The organism is Micromonospora sp. USAFONa4 (genome assembly GCF_057197825.1).
In genome coordinates this window covers 6551023-6564936 of record NZ_CM170072.1, presented here as the reverse complement: position 1 = coordinate 6564936, position 13914 = coordinate 6551023, and the positions used below count along the sequence as shown (strand labels likewise).

The window sequence follows — 13914 nt, the reverse complement described above, 5'->3', positions numbered from 1 at the left end:
GCCCCGAGGCCGCGGGCCGGGGCGTTGCCGGCCGGTCACCGGCCCGCCCCCGCGCCGCCGCCGACCGGCGCGTCGGAGTCGGCCGCGCCGGCCGCCCGCGTCGCCCGTCGGCGCCGCTTGCGCGGCGGCGGCACCAGCCCGGCCAGGTCGCCGCCGGTGTCGTTGAGCCGCATCAGGAACGGCCGCAGCGGCGTGTAGCGGATCGCCGTCACGGAGGCGGGGTCGGCCACGATCCGCTGGAACAGATCCAGGTGTACGCCGAGCGCGTCGGCCACGATCGCCTTGATCACGTCGCCGTGGCTGCACGCCAACCAGACGGCCTCCGGGCCGTGCTCGGCGGTGATCCGCGCGTCCCAGGTGCGTACGGCGGCGACCGCCCGCGCCGCCATCGCCGCCATCGCCTCCCCCTCCGGAAAGACCGCCGCGCTCGGGTGCTGCTGGACCACCGGCCAGAGCGGCTCCTTGGCGAGCTTCTTCAGCGGCTGCCCCTCCCAGGCCCCGTAGCCGCACTCGATCAGCCCTTCCTCCACCACCGGGGCGACCCCGGGCAGCGCCAGCTCCAGGGTCTGCCGGCACCGGATCAGCGGGCTGGTCACCACCGCCGCGAACGGCAGGGCCCGCAGTCGCTCGCCGACCGCGCTCGCCTGGGCCCGGCCCGTGTCGTCCAGCTCGACGGGCTGACGGCCGGCCAGCCCGCCGTCGGCGTTCGCGGTCGTCCGGCCGTGTCGCAGAAGCAGAAGGGTCGCCACGGGACCACCCTATGACCTGCGCCCGACAGTGACCCTCCGTCAGCGTGCCGAGATGACAGGTATGCAGCATCCACCCGGTTCCTTCACAAAAGTCAAATAACATGAGGATTGGTCGGTCCACACCGACGGCGGGTGCTCCAGGGTCCTCTCTCGGAGGGTGAGTGCGACGCGATGGGCGACTCGGCTTCCCCGCAGTCCTCGACGGGCCGCGACACCCCGGACCCCGACGACTCGTACCGCGAGTTCCGACGACCGCTGCTGGTCCTGGCCCTCACCACGGCGATCGCCGGCTTCGTGGACGCCTTCGCCTTCCTGCGCTACGGCGCGTTCGTCGCCAACCAGTCGGGCAACGCCATCTTCCTGGGCCTCAGCATGGCCGGGCGACATCCCACCTGGCCCGAGTCGGCGGCCTCGCTCGTCGCGTTCGCCGTCGGCACGGGCGTGGTCTCGCAGGTACGCGCGGCCCACAGCCGGTCCTCGCCGTCCGCGCGAGGGCTCGCCGCCGCCGTGCTCGCGATGTCGCTGTGGGCGGTGCTCAACGTCCTGCTCCGCTACGGCCACCAGGGCGGGCTGCCGCGCGTCGCGCTGGCCGCCTCCGGCGGCCTCGCCCTGGGCGCCCTGGCGACGCTGTTCGCCCGCACCGCCGGCATCACCACCGCCATCACCTACCAGTCGGGCACGGTGGCGAAGACCGGCGAGCGCGTCGGCCGTTGGCTCGTGGGACCCGGCCGGGGGCGCAGGCGGGCCCGGCAGGGCGCGCTCCTCGGGCTGCTGGGGCTTGCCTGCTACGCCGCCGGTGGCGGCATCGGAACCCTGGCGCAGGAACGCCCGCTCTGGGTGCCGGCCTGGGCGGCGCTCGCCCTGTCGACCGTCGCGCTCCTGCTCCGGCAGGTCCGCTCCCCGCGGTGACGCGCTCCGGCGGGCCCTGCGCCGGAGCCCGCCTCCGGAGGTCCACCGGGACACGCCGGTCCCCCGTCTCCGCCGCGAGCCGGATCCGGCTGGCCCGCCGGAGTTCAGCGCACGTCCGTCGCGGGCTGGACGTCCTGCACGAAGCTCTCCGACCGGTCCGCGCCGTAGCGGCCCAGCACGTCCAGCACCGCGGGCACCGCCTCCTGCCGCACCACCACCTCGATCCGGGCCCGGTCCAGGAGGTCCTGGTCCTGCCAGTAGCCCCGGGGCAGCGCGCGAGAGGCCGGCTCGCCGGTGGAGACGGTGGCGTCGGAGACCACGATCGCGGTGGCTCCCGCCCCGCGCAGGGCGTCTCGTAGTTCCCGCGTCGTCGGCAGCAGGGTCGGGTCCACCGTCGCGGTCACCAGCCGGGCGTGCCCAGCCGGCTGGGCGGGCGCCACGGCGGCGTCCCGTCCGACCCGGTGCCGCCGGCGCTGCGGCGCGCCCGTGCCGCTGAGCCCCGCGACGCCACCGAGGTGGTACGCGGCGGCGCCCTGCTGGGCATGGTCGAGGTCGTCCTGCTCGTCGGCCGGGGCGCGGAGCCCGACGAGCGCCTGCACGGCGGCGGCTATCGCCCAGCTGAGCACGAAGGCGAAGGCCACCACGCTGAGGACGCCGACGAGTTGGTGCCAGAGCAGGGATCCGCCGCCGCCGAGAAAGAGCCCGTCCTTGCCGAGCGGGTTCACGCCGCTGTCGCCGAAGAGGCCGAGCAGCAGCGTGCCGAGCATGCCGCCGACGAAGTGCACCGCCAGGACGTCCAGCGCGTCGTCGAGCCGGAGCAGGTACTTCAACCGCAGCGCCGTGTGGCAGACGATGCCGGCGATCGCGCCGATGACGATGGCGGAGATCGCGTTGACGTACCCGGCGGCCGGGGTGACCGTCGCGAGCCCCGCGACGGCACCGGAGACGCTGCCCACCACGGTGCTGTGGCCGTCCTTGAACCGCTCCGCCACCAGCCAGACCAGCATGCCGGCCGCGGCGGCGAGGTGGGTGTTGATCAGCGCCTGGGCGGCCACCCCGTTGGCCTGGAGTCCGTCCCCGCCGTTGAAGCCGAACCAGCCGAACCAGAGGATGCCCGCGCCGAGGATGGTCAACGGGATCGAGTTGGGCGGGGCGGCGGTACGCGGCCAGTCACGGCGGCGTTTCACCACCAGCAGGGTGCCCAGGACCGCGGCGCCCGCCGACGCGTGGACCACCAGCCCGCCGGCCCAGTCCTGGGTGCCGAACTTCGCCAGCCAGCCGTCGGGGTGCCAGAGCCAGTGCGCGATCGGTGCGTAGACCACGATGGACCAGACGGCCAGGAACAGGGCCCAGCCGAGAAACTTCAGCCGGCCGGCGGTGGCCCCGGTGACGAGCGCGGGAGTGATCACCGCGAACATCATCTGGTAGGCGACGAACGCCAGGGTGGGTACGGTCACCTGGCCGGCGACGACGTGCAGGTTGGGCGCGGGCGGAACGCCGAGGTCGGTCAGCCCGAGCAGTTCGAGGTTGCCGAAGAGGCCGGTGCCGGCGTCGTCGCCGAAGGCGATGGTGTAGCCGACCAGCACCCAGGTGAGGCTGACGACGCCCAGCGCGACGATGTTCTGCTGCAGCATCGCGAGCACGTTGCGGGTGCGGACCATCCCGCCGTAGAAGGCGGCCAGGCCGGGGGTCATGAACAGCACGAGGCCGGTGCAGACCAGCACCCAGGCGGTGTCGCCCGAGTTCACCGCTTGCTGAGCGAGCACGGGGCTCACCTCTCCTCTCGGTACGGTCAGACGGTGCGCTTCACCACGGAGACGACGGTCTCCTCGACGCGTTCGTGGTTGGGCAACGGCGCGAAGTGCCGCTTGGGCAGCAGCAGCAACCAGGTGGCGATGTTGAACGGCCCGGTCAGCACGGGGATGGCCAGCGGGGTGAGCACGGTGGCCAGGGCCAACTGGACGAAGAGCGTCAGCGCGATGCCGAACAGGGTGTAGAGCGTCGCCAGCGTGCCGGGGCGGTGCATCACCGCGCCCACCGCGATGGCGGTCAGCACCGCGTTGAAGCCGTACAGGCCCTTGTCGAGCGAGGCCCCGTCGGCGCCGAACCAGAGCGCCAGCAGGGTCGCGCCGACGGCGCCGACCAGCGCGAAGATCGCCGACCAGCGCGAGTTGACCAGCAGCGCGACCACGATGATCAGCCCGGTGACCCAGCTGTCGATCAGAAACACCTGGGACACGCCGCGCAGGAAGGTCGGCACGAGGTCCCAGTCGAAGCTGCCGCCGGCCAGCGGTCCCTGCCCGGGAAACTTCGGCGTCATGTCGGTAAGCACGGTGAAGCGGTCGAACTGGTACGCGGCCAGCAGCAGCACCCAGGTGGTCAGCACGAACGGGAACGTGAACGCGGTCAGGCCCCACTTCTTGAAGATCGCGTTCAGGGCCAGCGTGACCACGGTCGTGGCCGCCGCGCCGAGCACCAGGTAGAGCCACATCAGCGGCCGGTCGTCGAGGAACGTCGGGACGGCGAGCCCGGTCAGCAGCGGACTGAAGCCGAACATCCCCTGCCGCAGCGAGGTCCGGTCCACCTGCAGGACGAGGGCCGTGGCGGTGCCGACGACGAGACCGAGGACGCCGCCGCCGAAGACCCGTGGCTGGCCGTTCTCGACCGCTCCCCAGGCGAGCGCGACGAGGATGAGCAGGCCGGTCAGCGCGTTGTTCTGGAAGACGACCTGCGCGGGTCCGCGCAGGCAGGCGTCGACGAAGCCGACCAGCGGATTGCGGCTGCTCAGCCTGTGCCAGCCGTGCGTCACAGCGCTCACGGCGACCTCCTTGGTCGGCTCAACGCCAGCTGAACGCGGGCGGGAAGGTGTGGCCGGTCACCTCTTCGCGGGCGGCCACGCAGAAGGCGCGTACCGCCGCGCGTACCGGCTCGGTCTCCTGGCCGAGGACCTTGAAGACGAGACCCGCCTCGTTCGGCAGCCGGCTGACGGCGCTGGCCAGCGGGGTCTGCTCGTCCCAGACCGGTGTCGAGGTCCGGTCGTAGACCCGGGCGGCCCGCTCGGGGTCGGTGAGCAGCACGACGTTGCCGAAGATGTGGAAGCGGTCCATGACCCCGACCCGGGCCGCCCCGAACGTGGCGGGGGCCGCCACGAACTTCTCCACGAACAACTGCCGGCCGTCGGGCCGTTCCGCCCGCACGGAGCAGGAGAAGAGGTCGTACGCGAAGAGCTCGCCGTCGCCGTAGTACTTGCGGCCGGGTTGCAGGATCTCGCCGTAGAGCATCGTGGCGCTCCGCGGCAGCCGCACCCGGGTGTCGGTGACGAACCGGCTGCCCCGGTACGGGATGGTGGGCTCCGGGAGGTACTCCAGGTAGGCGTCCTCGGCGAGGGTGAACCGCTGGATCTGCGTGCCGTAGTTCGCGTCCATCTCCTGGATCTTGGTGGCGGACTGGGTCACCAGGTGCGCCTGGCTGCCGGGCGCCAGGTCGACGTCCACGTGCAGCCGGTCGCCCTGCAACACGCCGCCGGAGGTGGTGAGGATCATGACGCAGGGCAGCTGCGGCATCTCCTCGTCCCAGTAGAGCGCCCGCTGGACCAGCAGCGGTGACTGCCGGTAGAGGTCGTGCAGGATGGTGCGCTCCCCGCGCCGCTCGAACCCGAGGCGCAGCACCCCGACCTTGCCGTTGGACGCGGCGGGTAGCTGGGCCGGTTGGTCCTGGTACGGCTCCAGCTCCCGCGCACTGTCCAGTGTGGTCATGCGACCACTTCGGCGTCGAAGAGCGCGTTGCGGCGGATGAGTGAGACCAGCTCGTCGACGCCCTCGCCCGTCTTGCAGTTGGTGAACACGACCGGCTTGCCGTTGCGCATCGCGTCCGCGTCGCGTGCCATCACGGCGAGGTCGGCGTCCACGTAGGGCGCCAGGTCCGTCTTGTTGATGACGAGGATGTCGGACTTGGAGATGCCAGGGCCGTTCTTGCGCGGGATCTTGTCGCCGGCCGCGACGTCGATGACGTAGATGAAGTAGTCGACCAGCGCGGGGCTGAAGGTCAGGGTGAGGTTGTCCCCGCCGCTCTCGATCAGCACCACGTCGCTGTCCGGGAAGCGGGCCTCCATGTCCTCCACGGCCGCCAGGTTCATGCTCGGGTCCTCGCGTACCGCCGTGTGCGGGCACGCCCCGGTCTCCACCCCGAGGATCCGCTCCTCGACGAGCACCCCGGTCAGCGCGCGGCGGACGTGCTTGGCGTCCTCCGTGGTGACGACGTCGTTGGTGATCACCAGCACCCGCAGTCCGTTCTCCACGAAGCGGGGCACCACCGCCTCGATGATCGCGGTCTTGCCGCTGCCCACCGGGCCGCCCACTCCGATACGACTTGCCGACTTCATCTCGTGACCTGTCCTTCTGGGGAGTTGGTTCGGATTCGCAAGGGGTGGTTCGCGCGGTCGCCCGTCGGGGCGCTCAGCTCATGAACATCCGCACGTGGGTGTGCTGGTGCGCGGCGGCCAGGACGTCGAGGTGGGGGCCGAAGGTCTGCATGTCGTCGAGGTCCGCGGTGCGCACCTCCCGGTAGTCGTCGGCGACCTTCTCGTTGACCGCGAAGAGGATCGACTGCGCGTCGAGGTGGTCCACCCGCATCAGCCGGACGGCCGCGCCGAGCACGGTGGAGGCCGTGCCGTACTGGTGGGCCGCGAAGGCGTCGTCCTCGCCGACCCCGAGCTCGGCGAAGACCACCCCGAGGGCGACCGGGTAGGTGACCGGCACGCCGTTCGCCGACTCGCCGATGCGCTTCTTCAGCAGCGTCTCCCCGACGATCCGGGTCGCGGCCTCCGCGAGCTTGCGCCCCATGCGTACGGACATGACGCGCATCTCTTCGTTGATCTTGCGCAGGTGCACGGCCTCGTCGGCGCACCGGATCCGGTCGAGGTCCCCCGCGGCGGCGCCCCGGTGGCCGGCGAGCAGGGCCACGCCGTCGCCCGTGGCGGCGAGCCGGGTGACCGACCGGACGTAGTCCTGCAGGGTCCTGCGGTCGTGGACGACCCCGTGCTCCACGGCCATCTCCAGCCCGTTGGAGAAGGAGAACGCGCCCACCGGGAAGACCGAGTCGCCGAACTGCAACAGCTTCAGGGTCTCGGCCATCGTGCGCACCGCCGGCCCCTCAGTTCAGGTCGGCGGGCAGGTGCGAGTGCGGCGTCGAGTCGGCCCCGCCGAACAACCGCCGCGACTCGTGCGGCGCGAGGTACGCGATGACCTCGGTGCCGGCGACGAACTCGTGGGTGATGCCCGTGAAGGCGTGGGTACGCATGACCGAGTCCATGACCTTGCGGTCGACGGTCAGCGGGACGTACATCTTCGAGCCCTTGACCACGGCTGGCCAGTGCTGGTTGCCGATGGCGTGCCCGAGTTCGACGGCCGAGCGGATCAGCAGGTCGGCCGACTCCCCGCGCAGCTTCTCCAGGTCGACCACCATCACCTCGCCCAACTGCACCCGGGCCACCACCGCCGTGGCGGTCAGGTCGTCCCAGGCCAGCACGTCGCCGTCGCGCAGCCGTACGCCACGCTCCAGCGAGACCGACAACTCCGCACCGGAGCTCGTCGTCTTGCGGATGCGGCTCTTCTGGGCGTCCCACTGGTCGAGCACCAGGTCGTCGATGCGCGCTTCCTTCAGCCGGAGCGTCCAGTCCGGCTCGTTCATGTTGCCCAGCACCGTCTCGACGAGCACGGGCCTCTCCTCTCGGTCGGGTGTGCCGGGACCGCACGCGTTCGACGACGGTCCCGGCGGCGTCAGCTGAAGAAGTAGAGCTGGCTCAGGGGGAGGTTGCGGGCCGGCGGCACCGTCGCGTGCACGCCGTCCATCTTCACGGCGAAGGTCTCCGGGTCGACCTCGAGCTTCGGCGTCCGGTCGTTGCGCACCATGTCCCGCTTGGTCAGGCCCCGGGTCCGGTAGACCGGGATGACCTGCCGCTGGAGGCCGAGCCGCTCGGCCACGCCGGTCTCGTACGCCGCCCGCGACACGAACGTCACGCAGGTCTTGGCGAGCTGGCTGCCGTACGCGGCGAACGAGGGCCGGTAGTAGACCGGCTGCGGCGTCGGCAGCGAGGCGTTCGGGTCGCCCATGATCGACCAGGCGATCATGCCGCCCTTGAGGACCAGCTTCGGCTTGGCGCCGAAGAAGGCCGGCTCCCAGAGCACGAGGTCGGCCATCTTGCCCGGCGTGACCGAGCCCAGCACGTGCGAGATCCCCTGGGTGATGGCCGGGTTGATGGTCATCTTGGCCACGTACCGCAGCACCCGGAAGTTGTCGTTGGCGTCGGAGTCCTCGGCGAGCTTGCCGCGGGTGGCCTTCATCTGCCCGGCGAGTTGGATGGTCCGCAGCCAGGTCTCGCCGACGCGGCCCATGGCCTGCGAGTCGCTCTGCATCATCGAGATGACGCCCTCGTCGAGCAGGACGTCCTCGGCCGCGATCGTCTCCGTGCGGATGCGGCTCTCGACGAAGGCCACGTCCGAGGGGACCTGCGGGTTGAAGTTGTGGCAGACCATGATCATGTCGTACAGCTCGGACTGGCTGTTGATGCCGTAGGGAACCGTCGGCGTGGTCGAGCTGGGCAGCACGTTCATCTGGCCGGCGACCTTGATGACGTCGGGCGCGTGCCCACCGCCGGCGCCCTCGGTGTGGAAGGTGTGGATCGTCCGGCCCTCGAACGCGGCGATGGAGTCCTCGAGGTAGCCGCTCTCGTTGAGGGTGTCGGTGTGGATGCTGACCTGCACGTCGAACTCGTCGGCGACGTCCAGGCAGGCCCGGATCACCGCGGGCGGAGCGCCCCAGTCCTCGTGGATCTTGAAGCTCGGCGCGCCCGCCATGATCTGCTCCACCAGGGGCGCGCGGCCGGTGCTGTTGCCCTTCGCCATCAGGCCGATGTTGATCGGGATGGTCTCGAAGGCCCGCATCATCGCCTCGATGTTCCACGGTCCCGGGGTGATGGTGACGCCGTTGGTGCTGTCGGTCGGGCCGGTGCCGCCGCCCCACAGGGTGGTCACGCCGTTGCTGAGGGCGGCCTGCGCCTGCAACGGCGTCACCAGGTGCACGTGCGTGTCGATGCCGCCAGCGGTCAGGATGAGGTGCTCGCCGGAGATCGCCTCGGTGCCCGGCCCGGTGATCAGCTCGGGGGTCACCCCGTCCATGACGTTCGGGTTGCCGGCCTTGCCGATTCCGGCGATCTTGCCGTCCTTGACCCCCACGTCGGCCTTCACCACGCCGAGAGTCGCGTCGAGGACGGTCACGTTCGTGATGACCAGGTCGAGGCCACCCTCGGCGTTGGTGTACTGGTTGTGCACCCCCATGCCGTCGCGCAGCGTCTTGCCACCGCCATACATCACCTCGTCGCCGAGGACCCGGAGGTCCTTCTCGATTTCGATGTACAGGTCGGTGTCACCGAGGCGGATCTGGTCGCCCGTCGTGGGGCCGTACATTCCGGAATACTCTTGCCGGGAAATCTGGCTCATCTGATCTTCTCTCCTGCCCGAGGCTGGCAGCCCTGCGGGATAGTGGACCTACTTCTTCCTGCCCTCGGGCTTGTCCTGCTGCGCGGGCTTGTCCTGCTGCGCGGGCTTGTCCTGCTGCGCGGGCTTGTCCTGCTGTTCCGGGCCGAACTTGAAGCCCCGGGTCTTGGCGTTGTGGATCGCCGCCGTCCGGTCCGGGCGGTAGCTGGGCATCGACTCGCTACCGGTCCAGCCCTGCACCAACCCGTTGAACCCGTAGACGCGCTGCTGCCCACCGAAGGGAATGAGCTGCACGGTCTTCCTGTCGCCAGGCTCGAAGCGGATGGACGTCGTCGCCGGGATGTTGAGCCGCTTGCCGAAGGCCGCCTCGCGGTCGAAGGCGAGCATCCGGTTGGCCTCGAAGAAGTGGAAGTGCGAGCCGATCTGGATGGGCCGGTCGCCGGTGTTCTGCACGACGACTTCCGTGACCGGCCGGCCCGCGTTCAACTCCAGCGGCTGGTCGCTGAGCACGTAGCCGCCGATGGGCCGCACGTGCTTGGAGTTGGGGCCGGGATGCTGCTTGGCCATCTCTGCTCCGCCTTTCTCGAAGATCGCGTCCGGACTCCTGCGACTACCGGATCGGTGAGTGCACGGTGACCAGTCGGGAACCGTCGGTGAAGACCGCCTCGACCTGCACCATGGGCAACATGTCCGGCACGCCCGGCATCACGTCGGCGGCGCTCAGCGTGCTGCGGGCCTCGTTCATGACCTCTTCGACGGTCTTGCCCTCCCGGGCCCCCTCGAGCGCGGCGGCGCAGATCACCGCGACGGCCTCGGGGTGGTTGAGCTTGATCCCCCTGGCCTTACGGGCGTTGGCGACGATGGCCATCGAGAGGATCGTGAGCTTGTCGAATTCCTTCGGTGTCAGATGCACTGTTCGGGTCCTTCGCGACTGTCGATCGGGGGCGACCGGCCGGGCCGGACGGACTCGGCTCGGCCTTGGCACCGGCAGCTCAGCTTGACCAGAATGTCCACTAAGCCGGTTAGGTGTCGCTTCGAGTAGGACCGTACGCTTTGCTCTGTCGTTGCGGACCGGAATCAGGCAACTCCGCGTCCCGCATCGACACGTCCGCCGATCAGCCGGAGCGGTCGGCGGTGCCGCGGGAGCGCCGCGCACGCCCACCGGTGGCCCACAGCTGCTGGATCTCCTCGAGGGTCCTGCCCTTCGTCTCCGGCAGGTACCGCCAGAGGAACAGGAAGCCGATCACGCAGGTGCCGGCGAAGAGCGCGAACACCCCGGATCGCCCCAGGGCGCTGAGCATGTTCAGGAAGAACTGCGTGACGAGGTACTCCGTACCCCAGTGCGTGGCGGAGGCGATCGCCACGCACCGGCCCCGAATGTGTCCCGGGAAGATCTCGTTGATCACGGTCCACGCGGCCGGCCCGATCGACATGGCGTAGAACGCGACGAACATGACCACGCCGACCAGCAGGAAGACGCCCGCGTCGGTGGGCTGGTGCCCGGCCGCCGCGGCCCGCCCCGCGCCCGGCCCGATCTGCGCGAAGCTGAGACTGACCACCACGAGCGAGACCGCCATGCCCAGCAGGCCGACCAGCAGCAACGGACGGCGGCCGAGCCGGTCCAGGAAGGCGACCGCGACCAGCGTGAAGAGCGAATCGACCCCGCCGATCGCCCAGGTGGTCGCGGTGAGCTGCTCCTGGGGGGTGTGGAAGCCCGCCGCCGAGAAGATCGGGTCCGCGTAGTAGATGATCCCGTTGATGCCGGTCAACTGCTGGAACAGGGCCAGGCCGACGCCGAGCGCCAGCGGTCGCCGCCACCGCCGCGAGAGCACCTCCCGCCAGCCCGCCTGCCCGGCCGTGAGTCCCTCCTCGATGGCGTGCAGTCGCTGCGGCACCTTCTGCGCCGGCGTGGTCGCCTTCAGCGACGCCTCCGCCCGGCGCTTGTCCCCCCGCTTGAGGTACCAGACGGCGGAGTCCGGGATCACGGTGGTGACGAGTGCCAGGGCAACGCCCAGCAGCGCCGCCGCGCCCAGCAGATAGCGCCAGGAACCGCCCGACTCGAACAGCTCGTCGGCCAGGTAGCCGATGAAGATGGCGAACGTGGTGGAGAACTGGTACACGGCCAGCAGGCTGCCCCGGATGCGTTCCGGCGCGGCCTCCGCCGCGTACATCGGCCCGGCGACCGACGCCACTCCGATGCCCAGCCCCAGGATCAGCCGCGCCCCGAACAGGACCCCCAGCACCGGCGCGGCCGCCTGCAGGATCGTGCCCGCCACGAACGTGGCCGCGGCGACCCAGAGCGCCCCGCGGCGGCCGATCCGATCCGCGAGATGACCACCGAGCAAGGCCCCCACCAGCGCCCCGGGGGTCACCCAGCTCGCTGCCACCTCGACGGCGAAGGTGTCGGCCTGGAAGGTCCGGCGGATGTCGCGCAGCGCTCCGCTGATGACACCCTGGTCGTAACCGAAGAACGCGCCGGAGAAGACGACGACGGAGAGGACCGCGATGAGGTTCCGCCTCGGTGGCCGCCCCCGCCCGCGTCGCTGGCCGCCCGTGGCAGACACGGTGCCCCCCTCCAGCGCGAGCTAACCGGCGGATCCCTCCTGAGGTGACGCGACATCGCGAGGATATAGCCGCGAATCCCGTTTTGGCCGAAAAGCGCACAAGCCGGCCCCCGTACCCGCTGCGGGGTTCGGGGGCCGGTGGGCGCGGGCGGATCAGGTGGCGCTGATGGTGCCCGTCATCAGCAGGGCGAGCACCAGGGTGCCCACCGCGACCCGGTACAGCACGAAGACGTACAGGGTGTGGTGGGCGACGTAGCGCAGCAGCCAGGCGATGGCCGCGTACCCGACGCCGAAGGCGATGATCGTGGCGACGACCATCTGGGCCATGCTCGGCACCGACGTGCCGGGCGCCGCCGGCTCGAAGACGTCGCCGACGCTGAAGATCCCGGACATCACCACCGCCGGGATGGCCAGCAGGAACGAGTAGCGCGCCGCCGCCTCCCGGGTGAGGTTGAGGAACAGGCCGGCGGTGAGCGTGCCGCCCGAGCGCGACACCCCCGGGATCAGCGCCATCGCCTGGGCGAAGCCCATCACCACGCCGTCGCGCATCTTGAAGTTCGCCAGGGTGCGGGTCTGCCGCCCCCAGTACTCGGCGAACGCCAGCACGAACGCGAACACGATGAGCGTGGTCGCCACCAGCCACAGGTTCCGGCCGGCGGTGCGGATCTGGTCCTTGAACAGGAAACCGAACAGCCCGATCGGGATCGAGCCGACGATGACGTACCAGCCCATCCGGTAGTCGAGGCTGGAACGCACCGACTTGTCCCTGATGCCGACCAGCCAGGTCCGGGTGATGCGCCAGATGTCCTTGGCGAAGTAGATCAGCACCGCCGCCTCGGTGCCCAGCTGGGTGACCGCGGTGAACGACGCTCCGGCGTCCCGGTCGAAGAAGATCGCCGAGGTGATCCGCAGGTGACCGGACGAGCTGACCGGAAGGAACTCGGTCAGTCCCTGGACGATGCCCAGGACGATGGCCTCGACCCAGGTCACTCGCCGACTCCCGAGAGGTCCAGCGCCTCGGCGACGGTACGCAGGGTGTGCACGCCGCTGTCCCGGTCGGCCGCGAACAGGGTCACCGACAGGGTGGTGACGCCGGCGGCGGCGTACTCCCGCATCCGCTCGGCGATGCGCTCCTTCGGGCCCAGCAGCGAGGTGCGGTCGATGAACTCCAGCGGCACCGCGGCGGCGGCGTCGCGCTGCCGCTTGGCCAGGTAGAGATCCTGCACCTCGCGGGCGGCGTCGCCGTAGCCCATCCGGGTGGCGAGCTGGTTGTAGAAGTTCTGCTGGCGGCTGCCCATGCCGCCGACGTAGAGGGCCGCGTACCAGCGGACCAGCTCGGCGCAGGTGGCGATGTCGTCGCCGACCACCACGGGCACCGACGGGACCACGTCGAAGCCGGCGAGCTCCTTGCCGGCCTTCGCCCGCCCGGCGCGCACCGACGCGAGCTGCTCCTCGGCGAACTCGGGGGCGTAGAAGATCGCCAGCCAGCCGTCGGCGATCTCGCCGGCCAGCTCCAGGTTCTTCGGGCCCACGGCGGCGAGGTAGATCGGGATGTGCTCGCGCGGCGGGTGGAAGCCCAGCTTCAGCGCCTTGCCCGGGCCGTCGGGCAGCGGCAGCGTGTAGAACTCGCCGTCGTACGCGACGGACTTGCGGGCGACGGCCAGCTTGACGATGTCCACGAACTCGCGGGTCCGCGCCAGCGGCTTGGCGAACCGTACGCCGTGCCAGCCCTCGGAGACCTGCGGGCCGGACACGCCGAGGCCCAGCCGGAACCGGCCGCCGGACAGCGCGTCGATGGTCGCCGCGGTCATCGCGGTCATCGCCGGGGTGCGGGCGGGGATCTGCATCACCGCGCTGCCCAGGTCGATCCGCTCCGTCTGCCCGGCCATCCAGGCGAGCATGCTCGGCGAGTCGGAGCCGTAGGCCTCCGCCGCCCACACCACCGAGTAGCCGAGCCGGTCCGCCTCCTGGGCGAAGGCCAGGTGATCGGCCGGTGTGCTCCACGCTGTCTGGTATCCGAGGCTGAGCCCGAGTCGCACTAGGTCCTCCCCCATCCGCACCACAGGTCGCATCAGGTTACGCAATGCCGCAAGTCGACCCGTTCACCGGTCGCCACCACAGGGGGCGGTGCCCGGACGGTCGGAAACGCGACGCGCCCGGCACACTTGACGGGAGCGAGGATATCGGCGGGCCCTCGTT

Annotated in this window: 14 protein-coding genes; 1 reads left to right on the top strand and 13 read right to left on the bottom strand. The window is 70.8% G+C overall.

The annotated features are described in order from the left end of the window. Positions 1-35: 35 nt before the first annotated feature. Positions 36-749 (bottom strand): histidine phosphatase family protein, encoded by a 714-nt coding sequence (locus tag AC0OO9_RS28340; protein ID WP_484513664.1) that lies wholly within the window; start codon positions 747-749, stop codon positions 36-38. Positions 750-881: 132 nt separating this feature from the next. On the opposite strand from AC0OO9_RS28340, the gene AC0OO9_RS28335 reads away from it, so the two are divergent. Then, complete coding sequence (locus AC0OO9_RS28335) at positions 882-1658, top strand: YoaK family protein (protein ID WP_484513662.1); 777 nt, start codon at positions 882-884, stop codon at positions 1656-1658. 104 nt (positions 1659-1762) lie between these two features. Here AC0OO9_RS28335 and AC0OO9_RS28330 read toward each other — a convergent pair whose 3' ends face one another. The 12 genes from AC0OO9_RS28330 to AC0OO9_RS28275 all read right to left on the bottom strand — a co-directional run bounded on the left by AC0OO9_RS28330 (position 1763) and on the right by AC0OO9_RS28275 (position 13754). Beyond that, positions 1763-3424, bottom strand: a complete 1662-nt coding sequence (locus AC0OO9_RS28330) for an ammonium transporter (RefSeq protein ID WP_484513660.1) — start codon at positions 3422-3424, stop codon at positions 1763-1765. Positions 3425-3450: 26 nt separating this feature from the next. Further along, a complete protein-coding gene (yut, locus tag AC0OO9_RS28325) occupies positions 3451-4476 on the bottom strand; it encodes an urea transporter (RefSeq protein WP_484513658.1) in 1026 nt (341 codons plus the stop codon). A gap of 19 nt (positions 4477-4495) precedes the next feature. Then, positions 4496-5413, bottom strand: a complete 918-nt coding sequence (locus AC0OO9_RS28320) for an urease accessory protein UreD (protein ID WP_484513656.1) — start codon at positions 5411-5413, stop codon at positions 4496-4498. Further along, positions 5410-6039, bottom strand: coding sequence for an urease accessory protein UreG (gene ureG / locus AC0OO9_RS28315; protein ID WP_357718322.1), 630 nt, complete (start codon positions 6037-6039; stop codon positions 5410-5412). The genes AC0OO9_RS28320 and ureG overlap by 4 nt, the downstream gene beginning before the upstream one ends. Before the next feature lie 73 nt (positions 6040-6112). Beyond that, on the bottom strand, positions 6113-6790 hold the full coding sequence (locus tag AC0OO9_RS28310; RefSeq protein ID WP_484513653.1) for an urease accessory protein UreF: 678 nt from the start codon (positions 6788-6790) through the stop codon (positions 6113-6115). A gap of 19 nt (positions 6791-6809) precedes the next feature. Continuing rightward, entirely contained in the window at positions 6810-7373 is a 564-nt protein-coding gene (locus AC0OO9_RS28305; protein WP_357718318.1) for an urease accessory protein UreE, read from the bottom strand. 62 nt (positions 7374-7435) lie between these two features. Further along, complete coding sequence (locus AC0OO9_RS28300) at positions 7436-9154, bottom strand: urease subunit alpha (protein ID WP_484513650.1); 1719 nt, start codon at positions 9152-9154, stop codon at positions 7436-7438. A 48-nt stretch (positions 9155-9202) separates the two neighbouring features. Continuing rightward, positions 9203-9718 (bottom strand): urease subunit beta, encoded by a 516-nt coding sequence (locus tag AC0OO9_RS28295; RefSeq protein WP_484513648.1) that lies wholly within the window; start codon positions 9716-9718, stop codon positions 9203-9205. A gap of 43 nt (positions 9719-9761) precedes the next feature. Next, positions 9762-10064, bottom strand: coding sequence for an urease subunit gamma (locus tag AC0OO9_RS28290; protein WP_484513646.1), 303 nt, complete (start codon positions 10062-10064; stop codon positions 9762-9764). A 202-nt stretch (positions 10065-10266) separates the two neighbouring features. Then, positions 10267-11715, bottom strand: a complete 1449-nt coding sequence (locus tag AC0OO9_RS28285) for a sugar porter family MFS transporter (RefSeq protein WP_484513644.1) — start codon at positions 11713-11715, stop codon at positions 10267-10269. A gap of 153 nt (positions 11716-11868) precedes the next feature. After that, positions 11869-12705, bottom strand: a complete 837-nt coding sequence (locus AC0OO9_RS28280) for an undecaprenyl-diphosphate phosphatase (RefSeq protein ID WP_484513643.1) — start codon at positions 12703-12705, stop codon at positions 11869-11871. Continuing rightward, positions 12702-13754, bottom strand: coding sequence for an LLM class F420-dependent oxidoreductase (locus tag AC0OO9_RS28275; protein ID WP_151454297.1), 1053 nt, complete (start codon positions 13752-13754; stop codon positions 12702-12704). Before AC0OO9_RS28275 ends, AC0OO9_RS28280 begins: the two co-directional genes overlap by 4 nt. Positions 13755-13914: the final 160 nt, after the last annotated feature.